This is a genomic window from Actinomyces sp. oral taxon 181, assembly GCF_018370895.1.
Taxonomy (GTDB): domain Bacteria; phylum Actinomycetota; class Actinomycetes; order Actinomycetales; family Actinomycetaceae; genus Pauljensenia.
The window spans coordinates 58,359-85,325 of record NZ_JAGYZL010000003.1; the positions used below are offsets into that span (position 1 = coordinate 58,359).

The 26,967-nt window shown below is 57.1% G+C and carries 20 protein-coding genes; 9 read left to right on the plus strand and 11 right to left on the minus strand.

From position 1 onward, the window contains the following. Window positions 1–17: 17 nt before the first annotated feature. Genes KHW85_RS02165 through KHW85_RS02185 form a run of 5 tightly spaced genes read right to left on the minus strand, consistent with a single transcriptional unit; the run spans window position 18 to window position 5,652 of the window. A complete protein-coding gene (locus KHW85_RS02165) occupies window positions 18–1,505 on the minus strand; it encodes an arylsulfatase (RefSeq protein ID WP_291458618.1) in 1,488 nt (495 codons plus the stop codon). 8 nt (window positions 1,506–1,513) lie between these two features. Beyond that, a complete protein-coding gene (locus tag KHW85_RS02170) occupies window positions 1,514–2,401 on the minus strand; it encodes a carbohydrate ABC transporter permease (RefSeq protein ID WP_291458619.1) in 888 nt (295 codons plus the stop codon). After that, on the minus strand, window positions 2,398–3,291 hold the full coding sequence (locus KHW85_RS02175; protein WP_291458620.1) for a sugar ABC transporter permease: 894 nt from the start codon (window positions 3,289–3,291) through the stop codon (window positions 2,398–2,400). Before KHW85_RS02175 ends, KHW85_RS02170 begins: the two co-directional genes overlap by 4 nt. Window positions 3,292–3,294: 3 nt before the next feature. Continuing rightward, on the minus strand, window positions 3,295–4,620 hold the full coding sequence (locus KHW85_RS02180; RefSeq protein ID WP_291458621.1) for a sugar ABC transporter substrate-binding protein: 1,326 nt from the start codon (window positions 4,618–4,620) through the stop codon (window positions 3,295–3,297). A 27-nt stretch (window positions 4,621–4,647) separates the two neighbouring features. Continuing rightward, complete coding sequence (locus KHW85_RS02185) at window positions 4,648–5,652, minus strand: LacI family DNA-binding transcriptional regulator (protein WP_291458622.1); 1,005 nt, start codon at window positions 5,650–5,652, stop codon at window positions 4,648–4,650. A 153-nt stretch (window positions 5,653–5,805) separates the two neighbouring features. Between KHW85_RS02185 and KHW85_RS02190 the strand changes: the two genes are divergently transcribed. Together KHW85_RS02190 and KHW85_RS02195 are read left to right on the plus strand one after the other, a co-directional pair. Then, on the plus strand, window positions 5,806–6,054 hold the full coding sequence (locus KHW85_RS02190; RefSeq protein ID WP_291458623.1) for a hypothetical protein: 249 nt from the start codon (window positions 5,806–5,808) through the stop codon (window positions 6,052–6,054). A gap of 173 nt (window positions 6,055–6,227) precedes the next feature. Beyond that, window positions 6,228–9,041, plus strand: a complete 2,814-nt coding sequence (locus tag KHW85_RS02195) for a DNA methyltransferase (protein ID WP_291458624.1) — start codon at window positions 6,228–6,230, stop codon at window positions 9,039–9,041. Window positions 9,042–9,131: 90 nt separating this feature from the next. On the opposite strand, the gene ileS is transcribed toward KHW85_RS02195, so the two are convergent. After that, complete coding sequence (gene ileS / locus KHW85_RS02200; RefSeq protein WP_291458625.1) at window positions 9,132–12,410, minus strand: isoleucine--tRNA ligase; 3,279 nt, start codon at window positions 12,408–12,410, stop codon at window positions 9,132–9,134. A 340-nt stretch (window positions 12,411–12,750) separates the two neighbouring features. On the opposite strand from ileS, the gene KHW85_RS02205 reads away from it, so the two are divergent. Beyond that, window positions 12,751–13,764: a permease gene (locus tag KHW85_RS02205; protein ID WP_291458626.1), complete on the plus strand. Its 1,014-nt coding sequence runs from the start codon at window positions 12,751–12,753 to the stop codon at window positions 13,762–13,764. Next, window positions 13,761–14,492 carry a TIGR03943 family protein gene (locus KHW85_RS02210; protein ID WP_291457393.1) on the plus strand — a complete coding sequence of 244 codons (732 nt, stop codon included), beginning with the start codon at window positions 13,761–13,763 and terminating at the stop codon, window positions 14,490–14,492. Before KHW85_RS02205 ends, KHW85_RS02210 begins: the two co-directional genes overlap by 4 nt. 51 nt (window positions 14,493–14,543) lie before the next feature. On the opposite strand, the gene KHW85_RS02215 is transcribed toward KHW85_RS02210, so the two are convergent. Then, a complete protein-coding gene (locus KHW85_RS02215) occupies window positions 14,544–15,251 on the minus strand; it encodes a hypothetical protein (RefSeq protein WP_291458627.1) in 708 nt (235 codons plus the stop codon). Window positions 15,252–15,508: 257 nt separating this feature from the next. On the opposite strand from KHW85_RS02215, the gene KHW85_RS02220 reads away from it, so the two are divergent. From KHW85_RS02220 to KHW85_RS02240, 5 genes are all read left to right on the plus strand, one after another. After that, window positions 15,509–16,969 (plus strand): sugar porter family MFS transporter, encoded by a 1,461-nt coding sequence (locus tag KHW85_RS02220; RefSeq protein ID WP_107086741.1) that lies wholly within the window; start codon window positions 15,509–15,511, stop codon window positions 16,967–16,969. A 10-nt stretch (window positions 16,970–16,979) separates the two neighbouring features. Continuing rightward, the gene (locus KHW85_RS02225; protein WP_291458628.1) at window positions 16,980–18,509 is read left to right on the plus strand and encodes a sulfatase-like hydrolase/transferase; all 1,530 of its coding nucleotides are present in this window, start codon (window positions 16,980–16,982) and stop codon (window positions 18,507–18,509) included. 68 nt (window positions 18,510–18,577) lie between these two features. Next, a complete protein-coding gene (locus KHW85_RS02230) occupies window positions 18,578–19,735 on the plus strand; it encodes an ROK family transcriptional regulator (protein ID WP_291458629.1) in 1,158 nt (385 codons plus the stop codon). Further along, window positions 19,732–21,015: an anaerobic sulfatase maturase gene (locus tag KHW85_RS02235; RefSeq protein ID WP_291458630.1), complete on the plus strand. Its 1,284-nt coding sequence runs from the start codon at window positions 19,732–19,734 to the stop codon at window positions 21,013–21,015. The genes KHW85_RS02230 and KHW85_RS02235 overlap by 4 nt, the downstream gene beginning before the upstream one ends. Beyond that, window positions 21,005–21,820, plus strand: coding sequence for a sulfite exporter TauE/SafE family protein (locus KHW85_RS02240; protein ID WP_291458631.1), 816 nt, complete (start codon window positions 21,005–21,007; stop codon window positions 21,818–21,820). Before KHW85_RS02235 ends, KHW85_RS02240 begins: the two co-directional genes overlap by 11 nt. A gap of 42 nt (window positions 21,821–21,862) precedes the next feature. Here KHW85_RS02240 and KHW85_RS02245 read toward each other — a convergent pair whose 3' ends face one another. From KHW85_RS02245 to glpA, 4 genes are all read right to left on the minus strand, one after another. Beyond that, window positions 21,863–22,618, minus strand: coding sequence for an SDR family NAD(P)-dependent oxidoreductase (locus KHW85_RS02245; protein ID WP_291458632.1), 756 nt, complete (start codon window positions 22,616–22,618; stop codon window positions 21,863–21,865). Window positions 22,619–22,682: 64 nt separating this feature from the next. Continuing rightward, window positions 22,683–23,957 (minus strand): anaerobic glycerol-3-phosphate dehydrogenase subunit C, encoded by a 1,275-nt coding sequence (locus KHW85_RS02250; RefSeq protein ID WP_048712114.1) that lies wholly within the window; start codon window positions 23,955–23,957, stop codon window positions 22,683–22,685. Next, window positions 23,954–25,201 (minus strand): glycerol-3-phosphate dehydrogenase subunit GlpB, encoded by a 1,248-nt coding sequence (gene glpB / locus KHW85_RS02255; RefSeq protein ID WP_291458633.1) that lies wholly within the window; start codon window positions 25,199–25,201, stop codon window positions 23,954–23,956. Before glpB ends, KHW85_RS02250 begins: the two co-directional genes overlap by 4 nt. After that, on the minus strand, window positions 25,194–26,861 hold the full coding sequence (gene glpA, locus KHW85_RS02260; protein WP_178706958.1) for an anaerobic glycerol-3-phosphate dehydrogenase subunit GlpA: 1,668 nt from the start codon (window positions 26,859–26,861) through the stop codon (window positions 25,194–25,196). Before glpA ends, glpB begins: the two co-directional genes overlap by 8 nt. Between the last annotated feature and the right edge of the window lie 106 nt (window positions 26,862–26,967).

A 26,967-nucleotide genomic window follows, 5' to 3' on the forward strand; every position in this document is an offset into this window, starting at 1 on the left:
CGAACCTTGCTCCAGACCTAACGTGCCTCTTCGCGAAGCGGATAGGAATGCGTCAGGACCTTCACGGCCTCACGTCCGGGAACTAAACCTCCCTCAGACACATATCCTTCTTCGCGTCCTTCAAGTTCCGCGATCAGATAGTTTCTTCCACGAAGAAGCGCATCGCTGACTTCGCTGCTTCGCGCATCAGCGGAAAGTTTGCACAGATCGACCAATTCCTCGGGGTCTTCATCGATGTTGAAGAGCTGTTCGACTCCCCAACCGGAGAACCACACGTACTTGTAGGCTCCGAAACGAATCCACTGAATCGATTGATCGAATAAGTAATGCTCCCCGTGAAGGTACTCTCTCCACGGAACCTCACCATCGGCCTCGGCAATCAAGGGGAGGACTGAGCGCCCCTCAACTTCCTCGGGGATCTCAACTCCCGCAACGTCCAGCAGGGTTGGCATTACGTCGCGGATCTCAACCACGCTATCCACGCGCGCTCCGGGAGCGATCCCAGCACCATACAAGATGAAGGGAACGTGTGAGGAAGCCTCGTAAGGGTAACCTTTTCGCCACAGTCCGTGATCGCCCATCATATCCCCGTGATCGGAGACGAAAGCGATCACCGTATTTTCAGCCAGTCCAAACTCCCCTAGCGTCTGAATAAACCTGGAAATCTGGGAATCAATGTGGGTCATGTGCCCGTAGTAGCCGGCGCGCGCAAGCCTCACGTCCCGCTCACGATAGTGAGCAGCGAGGGCGGTCGGATCCCAATCCCGTCTCTCTTCGCTCATCAATTCATCCGACCAATTGTCCTCGCCCGGAAGAGTGAGTTCGTCCTGGTCGTAGCTATCGAAAGCCCACTTGGGCGGGTCGAGTGGAGCGTGCGGACGGTGGAAGGACAGGTAGAGGAAGAATGGACAGGTGGGGTCGCGCCGGTAGAGCCACTGCGTTGCCTCGGTGACGACCCAATTCGTGGGGTGCAGTTTTTCCGCCTTATCCCAGGGACGCGCAACCATCGAATTACATTCGAGGCCATTATCGATGTAGTCCTCCGCGGCACCCGCGCCCTCTTGCTCACGCAACCACGTCAGGTAGTCGTCGTACATCCGCGAATCGCGCTCGCGGTGACGCGAGTAGTGAAGATAGCCATCGTGCAAAATGACATCATCAAAACCAATGCGACCGCGCTCGGGCCAATAGTGCATCTTACCAATTGCTTGGGTTTGGTACCCTGCATCGCGAAGTGCCCCGGGGAGCGTAACCGGCATATCGAAAGTAATTCCATCCTGATAGCCGATCCGGCGGTGCGTCGTTGGTGCGGTCCCGGTCATGAGTCCCATCCGAGAAGGAACACAGGTGGGGCAAGCCGCATAGGCCTGCGTCATCTGAGCTCCTCCCCCAGCTAGCTGATCAAGATAGGGGGTACGCACGTCGGGGTGTCCCAGAATCGACAGGCAATCCCCCCTCCATTGATCAACGGCAATGAGGACGATATTCGGATGGTTCTCACTCACGGTAACTCCTACTTGATACCCGTCATCGCGATGCCCTGAACGATGTGCTTCTGCGTGAGGACGAAGAGCAAGCACACGGGGATAAACAGCATGAGAGATCCCATTGCCGTCAGGTTCCAAGCGGTGAAAGATTCACTCTTAAAGATTGATAGTCCAATGGTAATTGTTCGCATCTCCAGCGAGCTGGTCGCAATCAAGGGCCACAAGAATTCATTCATCTGGAAAACGAAGGTGAACAACCCCAGGACCGTCAGTGCGGGTTTGCACTGCGGGAGGACAATCGAACGGTAGATCCGTAGCTCATTTGCCCCGTCCACGCGGGCCGCCTCGATCAAAGAGTCGGGCACGCCCGCAATGAACTGGCGCATGAGGAAGATCGAGAAAGCGCTCATGAGGAATGGCATGACCAGACCCTGATAGGTATCAAGCCATCCGATCTGCGAGAACCACACGTAGAGCGGGATCATACGCACGAAGAGCGGGATCATCATGGTCGACAAGATCGCAATGAAGAAGACCTGTTTGCCCGGGAAATCAAACTTCGCAAAAACGTATCCGACCAGCGGAGCGAAAACGATGTGCGAGCAGGTGATCAGCCCGGCGACCAGGATCGAGTTGAAGAGGAAACGACCAAAGGGGGCGGCTGCAAAGAGCCTTCCGATGTTCTCCCATTGCCACTTCGCGGGGATCAAGACCGCTGATCCACCGGAAACTTCCGCATCGGATTGGAAAGCCAAAGAGATCATGTACAGCAGCGGGGCAACAGCGATCGCGGCGGCAATCCAAATGAAAATCAGCGAAAGTAGGCGCGCACCCGGGAAGAGCTCTTCGTCAGCGATGCTCTTCTTCTTTTTGATGACTGCCGAGGCCGGGGGCGGGGTTGGTACGCACATCATAGTGCCTCTTTCCTTCGTCCCGTCCGAATCTGGATCAGGGACAAAACCATAATGACTGCCAAGAAGGCGAAGCTCATGGCAGATGCGTAGCCCAAGTTTCCACTCTGGAAGGTCTCACGGTAGACCTGGTAGACGTACAAGCTCGTGGCGTTTCCGGGCCCGCCATTGGTCACCAAGTACGGTAGGCCGAATTGCTGGAGGGTTGAAATCATTCCGACCAGACCGACAAAGAGTGTTGTCGGGGCAAGGAGTGGAAGGGTCAAGGACCAGAAACGCTTCCAAGGGGATGCACCATCGAGGCGCGCGGCCTCGTAAATCTGAGGATCGATGCCCTGCAAGCCAGCCAGGAAAAGAAGCATGAAGTAGCCGGCTTCTTGCCACACGGTAATCCCGACAAGGGTTGCCAGCGGTGCGGTGGTGAGCCACTGCTGGGTGGGAAGGTGCAGGCTGGAGAGCACCGAGTTCAAGATACCCGTCGTCGGGTCCAAGATATTGCGCCACATCAAGCCAACGATGGCCACCGAGGTCATATATGGGGTCAGGATCATCGTGCGCGCAAGGGTGCGCCCACGGAATTTCTGGTTGAGGATGAGAGCAAGGAGCAAGCCAACGCACGCACCCAAAATCAGTGCCGAGGCCGCATAGATCAGGGTGATTCCAAAGGCGTGTTGGACTTCGGGGTCACGAATGATCGAGGAATAGTTCTTCCATCCCACGGGGCGCAGCGTTGTAAAGCCGCGCGTGAAGGACAGCTGAAATTCCTGGATCAGCGGCCAGAACATGAAGAGAATGAAGTAGATGACCGCGGGGGTCAGGAAGAGATACGCGGTACGTGCTTGGCGTGCGCGCATCCCTCCCCGACGCCCCCGGTTCCGAGTCGAGACGGACATGAGTTACTGCTTCAGAAGTCCAGCAACCGTGGTCTCGTAGGTCTGGACCTGAGCAGCCGGGTCCTTTCCGTTGAGGATGATCTCCTCGTACATGACCTTGCGTGCATCGGCGATCTTCGCGGCGTTTTCGTTACCCCAGAATGCCTTGTCGGGGGTCGCGGCAAATTCACGCGACTTAGCGACGACGGAGAGAATCGGGTCGTTCTTCACAACGTCAGAGTTCGCCCACGACTTACGCGACATTGCCATTCCGGTCTCAGCGGTGACGGCTTCTTGGACCTTGAGGCTGGTCATGTCCTTGATGAGCTGCCATGCGAGCTCTGCGTTCTGCGACTTCGAGGGGATCATCATGCCCGAGCCAGCCAGGTAGGTCTTCTGGACATCGCCCTTGAGGGGTTCACCAACGGTCAGCGGGAAGTTCGGATCTTCCTTGCGCACTGCTGCGATATCCCAGGGGCCGGTGAGAATGAAGCCTGCTCGCTTGGAGGTGAAGACCTTACGCGGTGCGGCGTAGTCATTCGAGGCGACGGGGACCGGGGCCAGCTTGTCCTTGTAGATCAGGTCGTGCTGGAACTGCATGGCTTCGGTTGCCTTGGCTGCGGGAGTCATGGGCTCGTTGCCATCCTTGGTGAAGGTGACTCCGGCCTGCATGAGGAAGGGGACGGTGTAGGAGGCGTCGTTGTTGAGTGCCAGACCGTACTCAACGCCGGATTCCTGGATCTTCTTGGAGGCTTCGCGCAGTTCATCCCAGGTCTTGGGCATGGTCACGCCGGCCTTATCCATCATTTCCTTGTTTCCGAAGACGAGGCCACCCATGGTCACGTGGAGAGGAATGCCGTAGGTCTTGCCATCGGCCTGACGGTTTGCAAGGCCTGATTCGACGAAGTCATCGAGGAATCCGGATTCCTTCTGAAGGAAGGGATCAAGGGACATGATGTTGCCGTCTGCGCCCCAGCGAGTGGACCACCAGCCGCCGTTTTCTTCGACGAGGTCAGGAGTCTGGCCGGAGAGGAAGTCGGCGGTGAGCTTTTGCTGTAGGTCGCCCCACTGGTAGTACTGGACGTTGATCTTGACGTTGTGTTCCTTCTCAAAAGCTGCGAAGGTGTCGGTGTAGGCCTTGTAATCGCGGCCTGCCGACATATAGATCAGGATTTCTTTACCGGTGCGATCGCCCTGAATTCCCAGCGACTGCGAGGAATCACTCGAGGAACCAGAGGACTGTTGTCCAACTCCGCCGGGAGTTGAACACGCGGCAAGAGAAGCGGCCATGGCAAAAGCCGCGCATACCGACAGAGTGCGGCTGAGCCGCTTAGAAGAGCTGTGTCGCATCGTTGCGCTCCTTATGTTCTTTCTCGTTTAGTGCGTCGTCCCTCGGGGCATGTAGTGCCACCGAAGGGTCAGCGTTGTCGACTCCGGTTCTTCACCGCTGAGTGTGGACAGTAAGGTGACCGCGCTATCCAGGTCTTGGTTGTCGAGGCCAATTGTGGACAGTGCGGGGTGAAGGTCGCCGCCATCGACGGAGGCGCCTGTGCCGATGATTTGGAGGTCATCGGGAATTGCGATTCCGCATTGAGTCGCTGCAAGGACTGCGCCAATGGCAACTCGGTCGGAATCGCAATACACCGCATCGGGAAGGTCGTCCCGACCGGTGAAAATCGTGGTGGCGCACTGGAAAGCAGAGGGAATGCTCCCCTCCGTGTACGCCAAAACTTGAGGAGTACCCAGGTGTGAATCGCTGAGGAATTTCGTGTAGGCGTGCCAGCGCGGTTCGTTTTCGAGTTCTTCGGCGCTTCGGCGCTGCGTGAGGTAGGCGATCTTCTTTGCTCCCCCATTGACGAGGCCACTGAGAGCCTGCGTGATCCCCGCGGTTTCGTCAATGGTTACCCCGATATAGGAGGGCGTTGGAGGAAGGGTGCCAAAGATCATGATGGGAATAGGCGGTGTGGGGAGCAAATCCATTAAGGCCTCGGCGCTAGTTGGATTGCAGGCGAGGCAGGCGCTGTCGTAGAGGCCGCACGACAATGCGTTGACGATCTGTTGCTCATCACCGACACGCACCGGGATCGATACCAGATGGAGGTTTTCTTCTTCGAGGCGTGCACTCGCATGTAGTTGGAATCGCTCGACGAAGCGGTCCATGGGAGGGGTGTAGAAGAAGCAGATGGTGCGCGTGGCGCCGGACTTCAAGGAGGAGCCAAGGATTGAACGAGTGTAACCGAGGCTTCGAGCGGCCTCGTGAACCTTCTTTTGGGTCGCAGAAGTGAACGCGTCTGCTCGACTACCGCTGAGGATGAGTGAAGCGGTAGTCGGTGAAACTCCAGCGTTTCGTGCAACGTCAACAAGTCGGACCCGTGAGGCCATGTCGATACTGTAGCGCGTGAACTGAGGCGAGTTAAAACGTTTTCATAAAACGTTATAACTCTGTTATCTGGCACACAATGACGCCTTTCTTGCGGATAAGCTCATTGATAGAATCGCCCCTATTACAAAGACACAGCCCAAAGGAGGGCACACATGGGTATCTGGATTGGGGATGCACGCAAGTTCGACGAGCTGCGCGAAGAAAATGAGCGCTTGAAGGAGCGAGTTGCACATCTCGAACGGCTCTTAAAAGCCTCCGGAGAAGCCATCGACCTAGCACTGAGCCCATCTGAACGCGCACTGGTGCTCAATGGACGCAAGCTCGAAGCCGTCAAGGCCTACCGAGACCGCACCGGCGTTGGCCTGAAGACCGCAAAACAAGCTATCGATGCGGTTAAATAACAGGTTGTGACGACCGACCAACCTTTCTCCACTACACAAGACATGTAACAGTGAAAGTACTGGGATTCATCTGCCAAAACGCTAGAATAAGTGTATTTGCAAGACTGCTCTGACAGTGATGCCCGAGCTAGGTAATCTGCCCACTTCAGACTGCACAATCTTAAGGAAAAGCTATGCCAGCAACTCTCTCCTTGAACGAGATCCGACAGCGTTGCGCCAAATTCGCCGACGACTGGAGGGACTGCATTGGCGACGAAAAACAGGAGGGGCATGAGTTCATGCGTGAGCTCATGACCTGTTTCGGTATCACGAAGCGCAAAGCAATTTCGTACGAAAAACGTTCGGTACGTTCCTCGACAGGACACCAGGGTTATATTGATGCGCTCATTCCCGGAGAAGCCCTAATTGAGATGAAGTCTGCAGGGAAAGATCTCGACAAGGCTGAAGAACAAGCCCTCGATTACATCCACGACCTCACTGACGTTGAGACTCCGCGTCTCCTCATCATCAGCGACTTCCGCCGCATTCGGATCGTCGATCTCGACCAAGACATGATGACCGCTGAGGACATTGAATCAGGGCGCACGGAGTTCGAACTCGCCCAACTTCCCGATCACGTCGACGACCTGAAGTTCCTCGCCGGATACGGAATGGTTCAGGTCGGTTCGCGCGAGCAGGAGGAGGCGTCGATTCGGGCCGCCCGCGTCATGGCCGGACTCTACGAGGCCCTGGACGGGTCGGGCTACAGCGATCACGAGGCCTCCATCTTCCTCATTCGCACGCTCTTTTGCCTCTACGGGGACGACGCCGGCCTGTGGGAACGCGACCTGTTCGCGGAGTTCCTGGAGACCCGGACCCGCGAGGACGGCAGCGACCTCGGCGCACAGCTCGCACTCCTCTATCAGACGCTGAACACACCCGCCGAGCGGCGTCAGTCGACCCTCGACGAGCTGATAGCCCGATTCCCCTACGTCAACGGCGGAATCTTCGCGGAGCCCCTCAGCATCCCAAGCTTCTCTCTCGAAATGAGAGAGGAACTCATGCGTGCGTGCGCCTTCGACTGGTCCGGCATCAGCCCCGCCGTCTTCGGTTCCCTCTTCCAAGCGGTCAAATCCCCTCAGGCTCGCCGCGAGCTTGGCGAGCACTACACGAGCGAGACGAACATTCTCAAGACGCTGGGTCCCCTCTTCCTCGACGACCTGCGTGAGCGCTTCGCAGAACACACACACGATCTGACCAAGCTCAAGAGCCTGCGCAAAGAGCTCGGCGAGCTACGAGTCATGGATCCGGCATGCGGCTGCGGCAATTTCTTGGTCGTTGCCTATCGAGAGTTGCGCCACCTAGACACGGAGATCCTCAAACGCATCCGCGAACTGGAGCTCGCCCGCAAGGATAACGACGAGTTCCAGGCCACGATCTTCTTCGATGACCAGGGAGAAAGCGCCGACATCACTGTCCAGCTAGACCACTTCTTCGGCATCGAGATCGAGGAATGGCCGGCCCGCATCGCCCAGACGGCCCTGCACCTGGCCCATCATCAGGCGAACCGCGAGATGGAGCGGCTTCTCGGCCAGGCTCCCTCGATCCTTCCTCTCAAGGCGTCCGCCCACATCACGATCGGCAACGCGCTGCGCACGGAGTGGACGCAGGTGTGTCCGCCCTCCCCGTACGTCAGGATCGTCGGCAATCCACCCTTCATCGGCCAGTACATGCGTTCCGAGGAGCAGACCGATGACCTGCGCTTCGTGTGGGGCGATGGCTACGACGGCTACCTCGACTACGTGACCGGATGGTTCATCAAGGCATCCCACTACTTCCAATCCGTCCCGAACGGCGGCCGCTTCGCTTTCGTCTCGACGAACTCGATCGCACAAGGAGTGCCTGTCGTTGCTCTCTTCCGTCCTCTCCTCGAAGGCAGCTGGAGGATCCGTTTCGCGCACCAGACTTTCGCATGGACGTCCGAGGCGCCGGGGGCCGCCGCCGTCCACTGCGTCATCATAGGCTTCGACCGGGGTGCCCCTCATGAGAAAGCTCCCGCACTGCTCTTTACCTATTCTTCTCCCAAGTCGCAGCCTGCGGTCGCTCCTGTCGAACATATCAGCCCATATTTGATCGAAGGAGCGAACATTTTTATCGAGGCGCGGACAAGACCTCTTTCCCCTATTCTTCCCGAGGTACGTTTCGGATCAAAACCGGCGGACGGAGGCAATCTCATCGTTGAAATGGAGGATTATCGAGAATTCCTTGAAGATCCAATCGCGTCCAAGTACTTACGACCTTTTAGCAATGCTCGCGAGCTACTCCATGGCTTAAATCGCTGGTGTTTGTGGATGGCAGGATCCAATTTTGATTCGAGAGATATCCAACGAAGCCTTCTGCTAAAGGAACGTGTTAGCGCTTGCAAAGAGTTCAGACTAAATTCGAGGAAGAAGGCAACCAACGAGAGCGCAAAGACTGCTCACCTCTTCCAAGAAAACCACCAGCCAACCGTTCCTTTTGTTGCTATCCCACGCGTCATATCAGAATCACGACATTTCTACACCGTTGCACACCTTGACGAAGAGACAATTGCGAGCGACGCGCTCTTTACCGCAGTCGACCCCGATAGATTCCTTTTCGCTATCATCAGTTCTTCAATGTTCATTACTTGGCAAAAGGCAATCGGCGGAAGGCTAGAGTCGCGACTGCGCTTCTCGAATAAGGTCGTCTGGAACACTCTCCCATTACCCGAGCTCTCCGACAAGCAGCGCGCCACGATCATCGCGGCCGGGCAGGGTGTCTTGGACGCTCGCGCCGAGCAGCCAGGGGCGAGCCTGGTTGACATGTACAACCCGATGGCGATGCCCCCCAGCCTGCTCAAGGCCCACCGTGTCCTCGATAGTGTGGTTGACCGAGCTTTCGGGGCGCGCAAGGCCCTGGAAACGAACGAACAGCGCCTCGCGATTCTCTTCAAACGCTACCAGGAGATGACCGCGACAGACAGCTGATCGCACATCATGTGATCGAGGTAGCCACGGACAAACAAACGGGCGGGCCGGGCTTTCGCCCGACCCGCCCGCCCGCTTAAGCGACAGCACTCAGTGCTTGGCGACGCTCACAACCAGCTTGTCGCCGGCCTCAACCGACACGGACAATGCCAGAGTCTCGGAAGCAATCATGTCCTTCCAGGTCTCGACATCGCTCACGTGATCGGCGGGAACCGTCAGCGTCAGGTCGATGCGGTCCGCAATGTGCAGGCCGGCATTCTTACGCTCATCCTGAACCGCGCGCACGACGTCACGGGCATAGCCCTCAGCCTCGAGCTCAGGGGTCAGCTCAGTATCGAGAACCACGAAGGTACCCGACGGCAGAACATCTGCGACCTGACCCTCGGCCGCGTCCACGGAGGTAGACACCGAGAACATGTCACCGGTCAGCAGCACGGGAGCGCCATCAACGTCCACCGAAGCGAAACGGCATGACCCATCACCCAAGACCTCCCACTCACCGGACTTCTGAGCCTTGAACAGCTGGCTGGTGAGCTTACGGAAAGCCGGATCGAAGGCACGCGGGTTGAGCGAAAGCTCGGTGCGCACGCGCAGGCCCGACGTCTCCGGAGAAGCAAACACCACAGACTTGACATTGACCTCAGAAGCAATCAGATCCGCGAAGGGCTCCAGTTCCTTGTGGTGCTCTGAGACAACCTGCAGGGACGCCAAGGGCTGACGCACGCGCAGCTGGTGAGTCTTACGCAGTGCGTGAGCAGCAGAGACGACGGAACGAACCTCGTCCATGGCCTCGACAAGCGCAGAGTCAGCCACGGCCTCGGAAATCACGGGGAAGTCCACCAAGTGCACGGATTCCCCGCCCGTCAGGCCGCGCCAGATCTCCTCGGAAAGCAGCGGCAGCAAGGGAGCTGCCAACTCCATGAGGGTCACCAAAGCGGTGTAGAGGGCGTCGAATGCAGCGCTGTCCTCGTCCCAGAAACGCTGACGCTGAGTACGCACGTACCAGTTCGTCAGAACATCCAGGTAGTCGCGAATCGCGTCGCAAGCACCAGCAACGTCATAGGCGTCCAATGCGCCTCGAACGTCCTCAGCCAAGGAGCGCGTGTGAGCGAGCAGGTAGCGATCCATCTGAGGCAAGCCATCAACAACTGCCTGATCCGACAGATCAAGACGCTTGGCCTCGTAGCCCTCTCCCCCGTTGCACGCACCGGCGTACAGGGTAAAGAAGTAGTAGGTATTCCAAATGGGCAGGAGTACCTGGCGAACTGTATCGCGGATCGACTCTTCCTTGACCATGAGGTTTCCGCCGCGCACGACCGGGCTGGACATGAGGAACCAACGCATGGCATCGGAACCATACTTGTTGAAGACCTCGGCCACGTCCGGGTAGTTACGCAAGGACTTGCTCATCTTCAGGCCGTCGTCGCCAAGGACGATGCCGTGGGAGACACAAGAGCGGAACGCGGGGCGATCGAAGAGCGCGGTCGCAAGGACGTGCAGGGTGTAGAACCAGCCGCGCGTCTGACCGATGTACTCGACGATGAAGTCGCCCGGGTAGTGGTTTTCGAACCACTCCTGGTTCTCAAACGGGTAGTGAACCTGCGCGAAGGGCATGGATCCCGACTCAAACCAGCAGTCGAACACATCGGAGATACGACGCATGGTCGATTTGCCCGTCGGATCATCCGGGTTCGGGCGGGTGAGCGAATCAATGAAGGGACGGTGGAAGTCCGTGACCTTCACGCCGAAGTCGGCTTCCAGCTCTGCAACCGAGCCGTAGACGTCGGTACGCGGGTACTGCGGATCGTCCGATACCCACACGGGGATCGGCGCACCCCAGAAGCGGTTACGCGAAATCGACCAGTCGCGAGCGCCCTCCAGCCACTTGCCGAAGATGCCATCCTTGATGTGCGCGGGAGTCCAGGTGATCTCTTGGTTGAGCTCGACCATGCGATCACGGATCTCGGTCACGCGAACGAACCAGGAAGACACAGCCTTGTACATAAGCGGCTTGCGGCAGCGCCAGCAGTGCGGGTAAGAGTGCACGTAGGACTTTTCGCGAACCAGCACGGCGCGAATTTCAGGCGCGCGACGCGCGATCGGTCCGCCCTGCTCGCGCAGGTCTGCCACGACGTAGCGGTTCGCATCAAAAATCTGCATGCCCTTGTAGTCAGGGACCTCGGAGGTGAAAACACCGCCCTCGTCGATGGGCAGAACCACACCGATTCCGTATTCCATGCAGGTCCACATATCGTCTTCACCGAATGCGGGAGCCTGGTGGACCAGACCGGTACCATCCGTGGTCGTCACGTAGTCGGCAGCGATGATCGACCAACCGTTGGGGCCGGGCGCTGCGCCTTCGGCACGATTTTCCGGAGTATCAAAGAAATCGTAGATCGGGTGGTAGTGAAGCCCCACCAGCTCATGTCCCTTGTAGGTGGCGACAACCTGCGGGTCCTCACCCAGTTCCTTGGCGTAAGCGGAAACCAGGTCTGCCGCAATCAGCACTCGCTCCCCTGCCAAGTTGCCCGCATGATCAGCAGCAACCTGAACCAGGACGTAGTCGATCTGCGGACCAACAGCGATGGCCTCGTTCGAGGGAAGGGTCCACGGCGTAGTCGTCCAGATCAGTGCCAATTCGGGACGCTCAGAGTCTTCGCGCAGTTTCTTTTCCAAGCGCAGACCGACGGTAACGGTGTTATCAGTACGATCCTGATAAACATCATCGTCCATCTTGAGCTCGTGGTTGCTCAAGGGAGTGCGGTCATGCCAGCAGTAAGGAAGAACGCGGTAACCCTGGTAGGCAAGGCCCTTGTCGTAGAGCTGCTTGAATGCCCACAAGACCGATTCCGTGTAGGACATATCCAAGGTCTTGTAGTCGTTATCGAAGTCCACCCAACGGGCCTGACGAGTAACGTACTCTTCCCATTCCTTGGTGTAGCGAAGCACAGAGGACCGGCAGGCCGCATTGAAGGCCTCGATACCGATTCCGCCGGGACGCGTGATCTCGGTGACGTCTTCGATTCCCAGCTGACGTTGTGCTTCAAGTTCTGCGGGAAGACCGTGGGTATCCCAGCCGAAACGGCGCTCAACGTGGTGTCCGAGCATGGTCTGGTAACGACCGACAACGTCCTTGATGTAGCCGGTCAGCAGGTGACCGTAGTGCGGGAGGCCGTTTGCAAAAGGCGGGCCGTCGTAGAACACGAATTCGTTCTGACCGCCCTTGCCGGCGGGACGGCGAGTAATGGATTTACGGAAGGTGTCATCAGCGGCCCAGAAAGCCAGGGTCTGTCCTTCCATCTGAGGGAAGGACGGGCTTGGATCCACTTGCTCATCGCGATGGCGCGGGTAGAAGCCGTGCTTCGTCATGTTTCGTCCTTGTGTCGCAGGTCCACAGGGACGAGGATCAGCGTTGCCGATTCCCGCGGTACCACCCCGCTTGCTACGCGCTGCGTAGCCGCTCATTAACAGCTGTGACGGGCTTACCCGTTCGGTTCTACTGGGACGCTGTGCAACACCGCGCCCGTTCTTCCGAATGCTCCCCGGTGATTCCTACAAATGTAGCCGGATCAACGCCTGTTCCAGTCTACGCAAGTCATGCACACATGGCATGTTCATCTCACTGTCAGCACAAAAATGAGATCAGCATCGCGATAGAGTAAATAGAGTTAATGGCACGCAGCCTGCCACCCAACAAGGAAGAAGGCAGATGGACATTTCCCGACCTTCGACGGCCGTCACAGCACTTGTGTGCCTTGCTTTGGTGTGCGCCTACCGCTTTCAAGAGGCATTGACCGCAGCGGGGATCCCAATTTCCCGCATGATCGCGATCTTTTCGGGGATCACACTCCAGTCTTTACCTTTCTTGGCGATCAGTTCTCTGATCGCTGCAGCGATCGAGGTTTTCCTTTCCCCTCATCAGCTTGCGCGCATCTTCCCACGAGGCCGCGTTGCGGGTTGCCTCGTTGCTTTCGTCTACTCCGCGCTTCTTCCCGTCTGCGATTGTTCAACCGTTCCTCTTGTACGCACGCTGCTCCGTCGAGGCGTTCCTCCGCGCACTGTTTTCATCATTCTTTTTGCGGCGCCGTCCATCAACCCGCTTGTCCTGTTTTCAACGTGGTATGCCTTTGGCCCTTCACTGAAAGCGGTATCGCTCCGCGTGGCGGCAGCCATCATCTGCACCGCATTAATTGCTACTTTGCTCAGCATCCGCATGCCATCCCTAAAAACCGTTTTGCGCCAGAGCGAGTCGGATGACTCCTGTGAGTGTTCACATGGTTGCGGAGTCCACGCGGCGCACGCTACGCGAGGGCGCTTTTCTTCATTTTCTTCCACGTCTGCCTCAGCCTTCCTGCGCGTCGTGCCCTATATGTTGATCGGAGCAGCACTCTCCAGCCTCATCCAAGGGCTTCTCCCTGCTGGGTTTATCACGGGACATACTTCCTCATATGTCTCCATTGCCGTCGCAATGTTGATGGCTTTTGTTCTCTCTCAGTGTTCATCATCCGATGCGATCGTGGCGCGGAGCATGACAAGTTTGCTTCCCCCCGGAGCACTCATGACCTTCATGCTCATGGGCCCCATGCTTGATGTGAAGAACGTCTTCATGTTGTCAGCGGTGTTCTCGACGCGATTTACTCTTCGCATCTGCACAACCATCACCGCCGTTGTTGCACTGGCAGGTTTTATCTTGACCTGGTGGGGTTTGGGAGGTGCATTGTGAGGACCCGCGCTTTGGTATTTGTGCTTGCTGCAGTGAGCTTAGGGTTCCTCTTTCTTTCGAGGCGATGGGTCTACTTCTTCCCGCCTCGTTTCCTTCCGCTCATCATTTTCTTGTGTGTTGTCTTCGCCTTGTGGGCCATCGTCGATCTTCTTGCACGCAGGCAGGAAAAACACACTCACAGAACACGCGCGAATGCGGCTTATCTTCTCATTCCAGTCATTGCCTGGTCCCTACCTTTCTCACTGGCCCCTTCAAACTTCCTTGGGTCAACGAACTCAGCGACCACTGTTTCACAGGCGCCTGTCCCTTCATCTTCAGATTCTTCTTCCGGAGCGCAGTTCCACGCCGACCGCGTGATCGACACAAATAATTACTACGAGAGCGTCATCGATATGGTGACTCACCCCGATCAATGGGATGGGAAAACCATCGAGGTTAGCGGTTTCGTCTTGCCAAAAGATAAAGCCTCTTCAGAGGCAGGGATGCCACCTTTTGGTCCGGATGACAGCTTCGGTTTATCCAGAATGACCATGTGGTGCTGTGCAGCTGATGCTTATGCCTTAGGTTTTGCCGTAAATAACACAACCTCATTCGTGCCGCAGGCAGATCAATGGGTTCGCATCCAGGGGACCTTGGAAGTTCGCAATTCGAAAGCCCTCTATCTGAAGGCAACGAACATTACTCCCGTTAATCCGCCCGATACCCCCTTCGTCTACGAAAAGAAGTAGGGGCGCCCAGGCGCCATGGTAGCGTCGAGCACCCCTACCGGGAGTCCCTCATTACTTAGACGAGGAATCAGAGTTTTGGGAGTCAGAGCTTTGAGAAGAGTTCTCTGCCGCCTTCTTCTTTGCAGTTGAATTCTCGGACCCCTTCTTGGAGGATCCGTTCTGAGAGCCCGGACCACCCTGGCCTTGTTGACCGCCGGGGCCACCCTGACCACCGGGCATACCCTGCTGACCATTCTGACCGCCAGGCATACCTTGTCCACCGGGGCCGCCCTGGCCTTGCTGACCACCAGGACCACCCTGGCCTTGCTGACCGCCGGGGCCACCCTGACCGCCAGGCATACCCTGCTGACCATTCTGACCACCGGGCATACCCTGTCCACCGGGGCCACCCTGGCCTTGCTGACCACCAGGACCACCCTGACCCGGCTGTCCGGGCGCCGCCTGCGATTGCTGCGCGGGAGCGGGAGAGGCAACCGAACTCGTTGCCCAACCAGCACCAAAACCTGCAACCAAGAAAGCTGCTGCAGCACCGGCGGCTACTGCTTTCTTCTTCCAGGAGGACTTTGCTGAGGCCTCGTGAGAGACAACCTCATCAGCGGGAAGCCAAGCACCTTCGTAGGTTCCATCTTCCTTCTGATAGGCGACATTCACATAGGTCGTCTTGTCTGCATGCGCATCAGGTGCCTGCGCATCCTGGGCCTGTGTATCGATGACTCGAGTCTCGTCCAAGTGGTCCTTGTTCATATCTTCTGCACTCATGTGCATTCCTTTCCTCTGGGGCATCTGCCCTGTCGTCTTGGTCTTTAAGGTATGGACCACCTCTATGTCTGTTTTATGTCGCACCTGAGGTTTTCCTGTGAGAAGAAATGCATTTTCTATGACACAGCTCACAGAAATTAATTTTGTCCACGCCAACGCCCAAAATTCACTCAGGGATAGCGTGTAAGTGCCTCAAAGATGAGGCATCACGGATCAATCCGATGAGTTCATTCCTCTCCCCTTTTAGGACGGACCTCATGTCAACCTCACGTACGGCAGTTCCGCTGACCGAAGCCCAACGTCGGGCGCGGAAATACGCCACTTTCCTTGCACTCATTGCAACCTTGGGCCCCTTCTTCTACGGATTCGAAGGAATGGTCCTCAACGCCGCAATTAAAGCGGTCGGCACCACCTTCCACCTCGGCCCATTCCTGCAGGGCGTTGCCGGCGCGGCCGGTGTTATTGGCGGCCTCATCGGCGCACTTGGAGCGGGACGTATTTCCGACAAGATCGGCCGTAAGACAACCCTGATGTGGGTTGGCCCCTTCCTTCTCTTCGAAGCACTCCTTGGACCGATCTCACCGCTTCTGGGAAGCTTCGGATACCCCTTCCTTCTCCTCACCCGCATTGTCGGCGGCATTGGTTTTGGCGCAGCAACCACCGTTGCCCCCGGATACGTTGCAGAAATTGCACCGGCTGATATCCGAGGCCGTTTGATTGGTTTCCGTCAGCTGGCCATCATCCTCGGCCTGTTCTTCGCCGGCCTCATCAATATGGGTGTCGTGCGCCTGACCGGCGGCGCTGCGAAGCCCGCCTTCTGGGGACTGCAGACCTGGCAGGTGCTTTTCGCATGCCTCATCATCCCCGCTCTCCTCTTCGTCATCTTTACGGCACAAATCCCCGAGTCGCCTCGTTACCTGGTTTCGGTCGGAAAGACCGCAGAAGCTGAGGCTGTCCTTGCAAAGGTCAGCGGTGAAGACGATCCGGCAGCTCGCGTCAAGGCAATCGCCGCATCGATGGAAGAAACTGGCGGACGCAAGCTCAGCATTGGAGAAATCTTCTCCTCGAAGTGGCGCGGACTGGTCTTGGTCGGCATGATGATTGCCGCATTCCAGCAGCTCACCGGCATCAACGGCGTCTTCTTCTACTCGAACTCGCTCTTCGCAGCAGTTGGATTCAACGAATCAATGGCACTGCAGCAGACCCTGCTCATCACAGGCTTCAAGATCGTCGGCGTTGTCTCCGGCATTCTTCTTGTCGACCATGTGGGACGTAAGCGGATGCTTATCTACGGAGGCACGCTGATCTTTGTTTCCCTCGGCGTCGTCGCAACCGTCTTCACCCTGGCCCCCGTTGTGGACGGAAAGCCCGACGTTGCAGACAACCCGGTCTTGGCGTTCCTCGCCGTCGCAGCGCTGTGCACCTTCCTTCTGGGCTTCACTTCCTCGTGGGGACCGATCTTCTCGATCGTCATGGGCGAAATGTTCCCCAACTCGATTCGCGGTGGCGCAATGTCCATGGCCTCGGGAGCAGACTTCTTCGTCAACTTCCTTGTCGTTCTGCTCTTCCCATTCCTGATCTCGTGGTCGCCGGCAGGCACCTACTGGATCTACTGCGCATTCGGTGTCCTGGCAGTCATCTTCACCGCAAAGTACCTGAAGGAAACCACTGGTACAGAACTCGAAGACATGGACAAACTCGCTGCTTCCGAGAAGTGAAAGGACCATCATGTCTGACACATACGAACGCTCCAGTGACATCCCGGATAATGTCCGCAATGTCCTGGTGATTATGACGGACCAGCATCGCACGGATACGATCGGCTGCCTAGGCAACCCTCACGCCCAAACCCCCGTCATTGACGAGATGGGACGTAACGGTTTCGCCTTCACCAACTGCTTTACTCCCACTGCAATCTGCACACCTGCTCGCGCGTCACTTCTGACGGGAAAGCGACCCGGAAAGCACCTGGTGCTGGCCAACCCCGAATGGAACATCGCCTACCAGACGATGATCCCCCTTGGGACCTGGACCTACACTCAGGCACTCCGCGATGCGGGCTACAACGTCGGCATCGTCGGCAAGTACCATTGCGGAGCAAACCTGCCCGACAAGTTCGGTGCAGACGACGATACCTACTGGGGCGCCGAAAACCCTGTTGCCAACGAGAAGTACGTCGCATGGCTGAACGAACACGGGCTTCCGCCAGTTCGCGCACATGACTTTTGGCGAGGAAAGCTCCCCGGTGGCCGTGACGGACACATTATTGCAGCACGCCTCGACCAACCAGAAGAGGCAACCTTCGAGCGTTTCTTGGCCGATCGCGCCATCGAGAAGCTTCGCGAATATGCAGCCGATTGGAAGGAAAACGGACAGCCTTTCAGCTTGGACGTCCACTTCTTTGGCCCGCATCTTCCCTACTTCCTCCCCGATGAATGGTTCGATTTGATCGATCCGAACGATGTCACCTTGCCCGAAAACTTCGGCGACTCGCTCATCGGTAAGCCCCAGATCCAGCAGAACTACGCGACCTACTGGTCAACATCGTCCTTCGATAACGATCAGTGGAAGAAGCTCATCGCGGTCTACTGGGGATACGTGGCCATGATCGACTTCGAAATTGGTCGAATCATGGATGTGGCGCGTGAACTGGGAATCCTCGATGACACCGCAGTCTTCTTCTGCGCAGACCACGGAGAATTCACCGGCTCCCACCGCCTCAACGACAAGGGACCGATGATGTACGACGACATCTACAATGTCCCCTTCATCGCACACATCCCCGGTGTTTCTGCGGTCGGCCAATCCGACGCCTTCGTGTCTTTGATTGACCTTCCAGCAACTGTCCTCGACATCGCTGGACTTGACCCGGCACTGGTCGAAGACGGACGCTCGATCGTTGACCTGACGCGAGGTGAAGACGTGCCCGGTTGGCGTGAAGACATTGTCTGCGAATTCCACGGACACCACTTCCCGCTGCAACAACGAATGCTGCGTACCAAAGAGTTCAAGCTCGTCATCTCACCGGAGTCAATCAATGAACTCTACGATTTGAGAGTTGATCCCGCAGAGATGAACAATGTATACACGGTGCCCGTCTACGACGACATCCGCCGTGAACTCGCAACGAACCTATACCTCCAACTCCGCGAGCGCGGAGACCACTCCTTCGCAAAGTGGATGGCGGCCATGACGGATTTTGATATTCCGCTGGTCAACACCGCTCGAAGCGATCTCGACGAGGTCATGGGTAAGTAACACACCATCGGTGTGGGCCTTCCGGGGCGTGCGGGAGGCCCACACCACACAACATCGAAGGAGAGGACATGGACTACGATCTTCACGCCGCCGTGCCCTCTTTGGAAGACCAGATCACCAGCTATCTTGGCGAAAATCCCCCCGCGTCACGTGCTGAACTTTGCCAGGCCCTTGGGGTTTCGAGAACAACGCTGGGGCGTGCAATCGCAAAGCTCATCGATGCACACGCTGTTATTTCCCTCAAAGAAGACGAAAAGACTGGAGCAGGCCGACCTTCAACTCTGTTCACATCGGCGCGTTTGTGCGCCTACTCGGTCGGCATTGTCATCAGCCGAGCCTCTTTCGCTGGGGTTTTACTCAATCGAGGCGGCGATGTCCTCATTGCACAATCAGTACCCGCCTCACGTCCCATCAATTATCTTCAAGCACTCGACGCCATGGGAGCGATGCTCCTCGAGCGCGCACAGGCGCGCGGTATTATCACTGACTACGTCAGTACCATCGGGATTGGTCTGCCCGTCCCCATGGGTTCAAATATTTCCCACTCGCCCCATTCCCCTTACCCCAGCCGTGAAAGCGTTATCGATATCATTTCACGCCGTTGGAAAGGGAATATCCTCATCGATACAACTGCCCGTCTTTCTGCCCTGAGCGAGGCGCTATGGGGAGCGGGTCAGGGATACCCATCAATCCTTTACGTTCGACTGTCCAACGGCATTGGCGCCAGCCTGGTGATTTCCTATCGTCTATCGGGCGGAGACTTTGGCTTCACTGGAGAACTGGGGCATATGCGCGTTCCGAACGTGCACACCCCATGTACATGCGGGAAAGAAGGGTGTCTAGAAACCCTCGCCTCTATTCCCTCACTCTGCGCCCAGTGTGATGTCTCTTCTTTGAGCGAATTGGCGACCAAAGTGAACAATCGGGATTCCCGAACACTATCGATCCTCGAACACGCGATGGGTGCAGTCGGGGCTTGCTGCGCAAACGCTGCTCTTCTCATCAACCCTCGAGCGATCATCGTGGCCGGGGAACTCCCCGAGGCGATCCCCCAGGTCTCCGATATGATTGCCCACGGCCTCGAGAGCGAATTAATTCCCGCAATGAAGTGGCACATCGATGTCGTCCGCGCAGAGCTTGGCCCACTTGCTGGGGCCCAGGCCGCGGCCTACGCATCCCAAACCACGGCCTCGTCGATCAAGAAGGAAAGCGAAGGGACACGATGACGCATTCCCCCACCCTTACGCTCCCCTTCTCGGTTGTTGCCAAACCAACGGGAGCCGCATGCAACCTTGACTGCCAGTACTGCTTTTTCCTTTCAAAGGAACTGCTTTACGACCAAAAACGCCAGACAATGAGCGAAGAAACTCTTGAAACTTACGTCAAGAATTTTCTATCAGCCAGTCTCGACGGAGAAGTCACCATGCTCTGGCAGGGAGGCGAGCCGACTCTGCGCGGCCTCCCTTTTTTCGAACGCCTCATTGAGCTGTGCGAAAAGTATCGTCGTCCCACCCAAGAGGTCCGCCATGCCATCCAAACCAATGGGACACTCATTACGCCGTCATGGGCCAGTTTCTTCAAGGAACACAATTTTCTTGTCGGTATCTCCATCGATGGCCCCGCTCCTCTTCACGATGCATATCGCCTCAACCGCGGCGGGCATGGAACTCACTCGATGGTGATTCGCGGGTGGGAACACCTGCGTCACGCCGATGTCGACACCAATATCTTGTGCACGGTCCACGCTGCTAACGAAGACCACGGCCTTGAGGTCTACCGTTATTTCCGAGATGAACTCGGGGCGCAGTACATGCAATTTATCCCCATCGTCGAGCGCGTTCCCAAAGAGCACCTGCGCCAAGCTGAACTCGGGTGGAGAAGTGGAAGCTCGGCACTGCTCTATCGCCAAGACGGAGACTGCGTGACTTCACGTTCCACTTCACCGCAAGGGTACGGAAACTTCCTGTGCTCGATTTTTGATGAGTGGGTCTGCTCTGACGTGGGCTCCGTCTTCGTACAAGATTTCGATTCCTCCATCTCTGCGCTCTTTGGGTCTGCAAGCGTTTGTGTCCATGCGCCATCATGTGGGGCAAATATGGCGATGGAGTTTAACGGAGATGTCTACGCCTGCGATCACTGGGTTGAGCCCGAGTGGCTTGTGGGCAACATTGCGCACAGCGATTTCCCAACCCTTGCGACTTCGGAAAAGATGCGTGCTTTTGATACGAAGAAGCAAGATCTGGATGATGAATGCTGGAGCTGTCCTTTCCTGCGTTTGTGCTGGGGCGGATGCCCAAAGGACCGTTTCATCGCGACCGATTCTGGGCCTTCGCACAATTACCTGTGCCAGGGATACCGGCATTTCTATTCCCACGCTCTCCCCTACTTCAAAGCGATGGCCTTCCTGATCTCGCGCGGTACAAGCGCTGATCGAATCATGGATCCAGCCATTGCTCATTCACTGGGACTCACGCCCCCGATCAAGGAGGATCACGGTGCTCATTGAGGCGGCAATCGTCGGCATCGGCATTGGCATTGTTGTTGGAGCGCTGGGAGCTGGTGGCGGAATTCTTTCTGTTCCCGTCTTGGTGTATCTCTTGGGGCAAAATCCGCATCAAGCTGCGACATTGTCATTGATCATCGTCGGCGCGACTGCATGCGTTTCCTTGGTGACCCGCGCCCCGAGCGGCCTCGTTGATTGGAAGCACGGAAGCCTTTTTGCCTTCGCTGGGATTGTTGGCACCTGGGGCGGCTCTGCCCTTAATCCGTTGGTGTCAGCGCGCACGCTCATGCTGGAGTTTTGTATTCTTCTGGCGTTCGTCGCGGTATTCATGGTGCACAAACAGTTGCGCGCCCGCACTGTTGCTTCCCCTTCGTCGATTGACGAGGCCGCACTTGAGGATTCCCCACGCTCGCTTCCGTCAACACTCAAGAAGGCAGCCTTAGTTGTTCTTCTCGCTAGCGTGACCGGTTTTCTCACCGGTTTCTTTGGTGTCGGTGGAGGTTTCGCTATCGTTCCTGCGCTTCACCTTGTTCTGCGCTACCCAATGAAAAAAGCATCAGCAACATCCCTGTTGATCATGCTCATTACAGCAGTGTTCGGCTTGGCTTCGCGTGCACTGGGTGGGACCTTGGATATCAGTGCCGAGGCCGGGGTCATGGTTGCGTGCTTCGCTGCGGCCTCGATGTGCGGAGGCATTGTCGGTGCACGACTTACTCGAAGGGTAAGCTCGACCGCACTAGCCTGGGCATTCATTATTCTCTTGATCGGAGTGGCAAGCGTAAGCGCTTATGCCACGCTACGCGCATAACAAGAAGCCGAGGCGGAGCGATCGCGACCTGCGGCGCCTGTCCTAGGCCTCGGGCGCAGTTCGAGCCACAAGAGTATTCGTCGCCTGAGCAACCGGGCGCACGATCATCGAATCGATATTGACGTGACGTGGCCGCTCGAGGGTCCACACGATCGCCTCGGCAATATCCTCAGCGATAAGCGGCTGTGCCACCCCCTCGTAGACGCGGTCGGCAGCTTCCTGAGAGCCCAGGCGATTGAGAGAAAATTCTTCAGTTCGCACCATACCTGGGGCAATTTCGATCACGCGTACGGGTTCACCCACCAGTTCTTGGCGCAGGGTATTGGCAATAATGCGTTCAGCGTGCTTAGCTGCAACGTAACCGCCACCTCCCGGATACGTGTCGTGGGCGGCGGTCGAGGTCAGAAAGACGAGGTCCCCTCCCCGCTCGCGCATCGAGGGGAGAAATGCTTGCGTGCAATGCAAAGCCGTGAGGACATTGCGTTCAAACATTGCACTCCACCTTGCAGGATCTGCCTCGGCGACCCGATCAACTCCGATAGCTCCGCCGGCGTTATTCACCAGCGCATCAACGGGGCCGCTTTCCAAGACGCGCGCAGCCATCTCTTCCACCTGCGCGTGGTCGCTAAGATCAGCTGCCCAATACTCGCAGCCAATCTCATCGGCAAGGGCCTCTAGGCGCTCGCAGCGTCGGGCAACGGCAACGACCTGCCATCCATGTTCAGCCAGAAGACGGGCGGTTGCTTCCCCGATTCCACTGGAAGCTCCTGTAACAACGACACGACGAGAGGTACTCATGGGGTAACAGTAATATCCCCGGGGGCGCATCGTCTGCGCGCCGCCCGGGGATACTCTTTAACTCTCAGCCTTCGGGAAGACCGTAGGCCTTGTGAAGCAGCCAAATTGGGTGAACAACATTCGCACCCGTTGCAGTACGGATCTGCCAACGGCAGGTTTCGGTGTCGCACGCTGCAAGCTCGACATTGACCTGCTTGACGAAGTCAAAGACGGGCTTTCCAACCGCCTGAGCGATCGCGTACTTTTCTTTCTTCATTCCATACGTTCCCGCAATGCCACAGCAAGGCTGCTGGGATTCCTTCACCGTCACGCCGGGGATCAGGCTCATCAGCTCAACGGCGGGCATACCCAGTCCTTGAGACTTGAGCTGGCAAGGCGCGTGGTACGGAATGGTGACATCGATGCGTTGCATATCCATGTCAAGCTCCCCGCGATCATAAAGATCAATAAGGAACTCACAGATATCCCAGGTACGCGAGGCAACATCGCGGAGCTCAGGGGTATCCATTCCCAAAATATCGTGAGCTTCGTGGCGGAGCATGCCACCACAGGAACCTGAAGAGGAAATGATCGGCGCATCGCGGTTAGCCTTGCGCAAATCGTTCGTCAGGCGAGAGACATACTTTCGCGACTCGTCGTAAAGGCCATTGGACTGAAGAGCCAAACCACAGCAGCCGTGGTGCGGGACCAGAACTTCGTAGCCCAGGTGCTCCAAAACCAAGACGGAGTGGATGGAGGTTTCGACCTCAAAGTATTGGCCGGCGCATCCGTGGAAGAAGATGACCTGTCCCTTTGTACCTGACTCAGGAAGCGGGGTGTGCTTCTTGAACCAGCTTTCAAAAGTACGTCCATATGCGCGGGGCATGGGAGCGTTGCGGTCAACACCGATGACCTTTTCCATCGCGACACGAATCGGCTTCACGTCCAGTGCCCAGTTCGCAATGGGGGCAAAAGGAGTCATGACGGAGCCGATCAGGCCGGTACGACCAATCAGCTGGTCACGAAGCGGGATTCCCTGCTTCTTCTTCATGTCGGTACGCGCATGGTGGATCATCTCAGTGACCTTCACTCCCTGCGGGCATACCAGCGAGCAGGTACCGCATGAGGAGCAGTAGTCAATCGAGTGGTCGACAATGTGGCCATCTTTGCGATAGCGCTCAGATTGCGGCCCGGAGTACTTGGGGCCAGCGAAAAGATCTGTCACGCGCATGACCGGGCATTGCGTTTCGCAGATCGTGCACTTCACGCAGGCATCCAGGGTCGATCGAAGGCCAAATTCGCCTCCGTTAATCCCCAGAACGTCACTTTCTTCGACGCTGGGTGCCATTTCCAGGCTCATTGAAGTTCCTCCACAATCGAATCCGCTGCGCGCAGCGCGCTTGCCAGTGCAATCCCGTCACCGGACTTTTCCTTCCAACGGGTTGCACCGCTCAGGTTTCCGCCGGCAGCATACACATTGGTGTAGACGGGTCCTGCACCCGGAGTGCACACACGCATATGCTCATCAACATCAAAGCCAACCTTGAAAAGAGGCTGTTCGCTTCCCCAAAAATCACCATTCAGCAAGGTGGTATCGACTCCGGTCAGCGGAAGGCGCATCACGGTATCGCTGACGTTACCGTAAGAATCAATCTCCAGAGCGCCGGACTCAAAACCACCGGCCGCAAGGATCAGAGTCTTTGTTTCAATGGTGCGCGGGTGTCCCGCGGTTGAAACGGTCACGCTGCGCAGTCGGTCGCCATCGGCCTCGTAAGAAACTAACGCCGACCCCAGCATGACGCGGCAGTTTGCCTTCGCAATCTCGGTGAGCTCCTGATTGAGGCGCATTCCGGGAACCGACGGCGGCTGCAGAATGATCTCAAAAACGGGGTGACCGAGCATTTCCTGGATGTCTTTCCAAGCAGTCGGATCATTGAGCCCGAGCACGGCAGGAAGACCAACCGTTTCACCGGGGCGAACGACCTGCTTGAGCAGTTCAACCAAGCGAACACGGTTTTCTTTCAGATCGAGCGCACGGGCAAAGTTAGTTCCCGTCGTATCGCGTTCTTCACCGCGGACGTCCAAATCGACGTATGCAGATCGCGCCGAGATCGGATTACCGTTTACGTCCTTTTGCAAGCGCAGATTCTCTGCTGCCAGTGCCGGGTAGAAGTCCTTGAGTCGGTTGAAACCAACGATCAGGAATTCCTGGCCAACTGGAATTCCAGCCTCCATCGAAGGCTGATACAACGCAGTGGGACGCAGAGCGCCCAGTGCAGTTGGGATGCGAACGTTATGGTCAAGCGATCCGACAAGGCGTTCAGGGCCAAGAAGCTCACGGATCCATTCGAAGGATTGAGCGACCGAATCCACGCCAAGTCGGGCGTAGGGGTGCTCCGGACGTTCATTGGCCAGATTCTCAATGGCCTCGAGGGGATGCTGAACGAACTCTGGGGCGTATCCAAGGGCGTCGATTGTTCCCTGTCCCAGTTGAAGTCCACCGATTCCCTTGGTGACAAGAGTGACCTTTGCTCCGCGTTGTGCCAGTCGGATGCTGGCAGCAAGACCGGCAAGGCCCGCTCCGATAACGACTGCGTCACGCATGAGTATGACCTTCCTTCTCTTCCCCAGCTGCGGGGTTTTCTTCCTCGCCTTCAAGGGCATCCCAGTATTCACATTCACGCGGAACCGCGTTGGGGACGGTCGGCAAATGCTCGACGTCGAGGGTTCCTTCGTGGATCCAGTTGTCCAAGGCCGCCTGGCGCGCCTGCTTTCCGAAGAGGATCGGCCACAAACCAATCCAACGATTCTTCAGGAACAAACGAAGCAACTCGTTCGCACGAGGAGCATCAATATCGCCGCGTTCATGCGCAATTCCTGCGCTGCGCTGCGAGCAGAAGCCACCTTGGCAGGGTCCCATTCCCAGGCGAATCTGACGACGGACGTCATCAAGCTGGCCGCCGGGAAGTGCATCCATGGTGCGTTCAAGCATTTCGCGGGTGACCAATTCACACTCACAGATGATCTCTTCACTGGAAGGTGACTTTCCGTGGTGTTCGACTTCGTCGAGGCGGTGGCCGATGTAGTAGTTCGACTTTCCTTCTGCCTCGGGAACAGCTTCTTCCGCTGTACGACAGGGACGTTCCTCGCCCATCTGCTGACACATGATGTCAACAATGCGTTCTGCCATGAGGCGGTAGGTCGTGAGCTTACCGCCGGCAATCGTCAAGATGCCATCGACGCCGTCGCGGTTGAGGTGGTCGACAACATGCATTCCACGTGCCATGTGGCGGGTATCCGTTTCGGAGACACGACTGTCCTTAATCAGCGGCCGCGCACCTGCCCATGCGTGAAGAGCACGCGATTGGCGGAAGCCAGGAATCAATGCTTCACCGGCATCGAGCATTTGCTGAACTTGGTCGGCAAGAATCGGAAGTTTATCCGGATCCTCAGCCTTAAGGTCCGTCGTACCGATGATGCACACCGGGTGAACCGGAACCAAGATGTCGCCATCTGCAGGCCAGATACAGCGGTTAATAACCGTTTGAGAGAGGCGGTGATTCATTGCAATCATGATGCCTGCGCCGGGGACAACCTCAACGCCATGACAGTCAGCAAGAGCAGCGATCTGTCCCGCCCAGGGACCGCCGCAGTTCAAAACGAAGGAGCAATCGATACGGATGTCTTCACCGCTTCGTTCATCGCGCGCAAAAACCGCTTCAATGCGATCCTCCGATCGCTGAATTCCGGTTGCCCGCGTGTAGGTAAGGATCTCAGCACCGTAGGCAATAGCGGAGCGAGCTGCGCCCCACGTCATACGCCAACCGTCAACGGTTCCATCTTCAACCGCGAAGGCCCTCTTGAGGTGGGGGTCCAGTCGAGGTTCACGGCGCAGGGCCTCGGCGGGGGAAATCTCTTCGGCGGGAACGCGAGCCGCCCTAGCGCGCTCGAGGAAGTGGTCGGCGTATTCCTCATCATCTGCAGATGTCGTGACGAAAAGGCCGCCTGTCCTTTCAACGGCATCGGCATTAATACGCGAGACAATTGCGTTCTCTTCAGCGCATTCAGTCGCAGATTCCGGGTCGGATGCGATATAGCGTCCACCGGAGTGGAGCAGGCCGTGGTAGCGACCTGAGGTTCCTTGAGCCATATCGGCTCGGTCAAGAAGTATTGCGCGGAATCCGCGCATTGCCACATCGCGGACAACGCCGGCGCCGGTTGAGCCGCCGCCAATGACTACGACATCGGTCTCCATCGTCCTCATAGCGTTCGCTGTTCCTTAATTCTGTTTGAGCTTATGTACCACTTAAATCATTACTCTTTTAACGCCTCTGCACATCCGCCCACACCGTTTTGCACATATGTGCAGA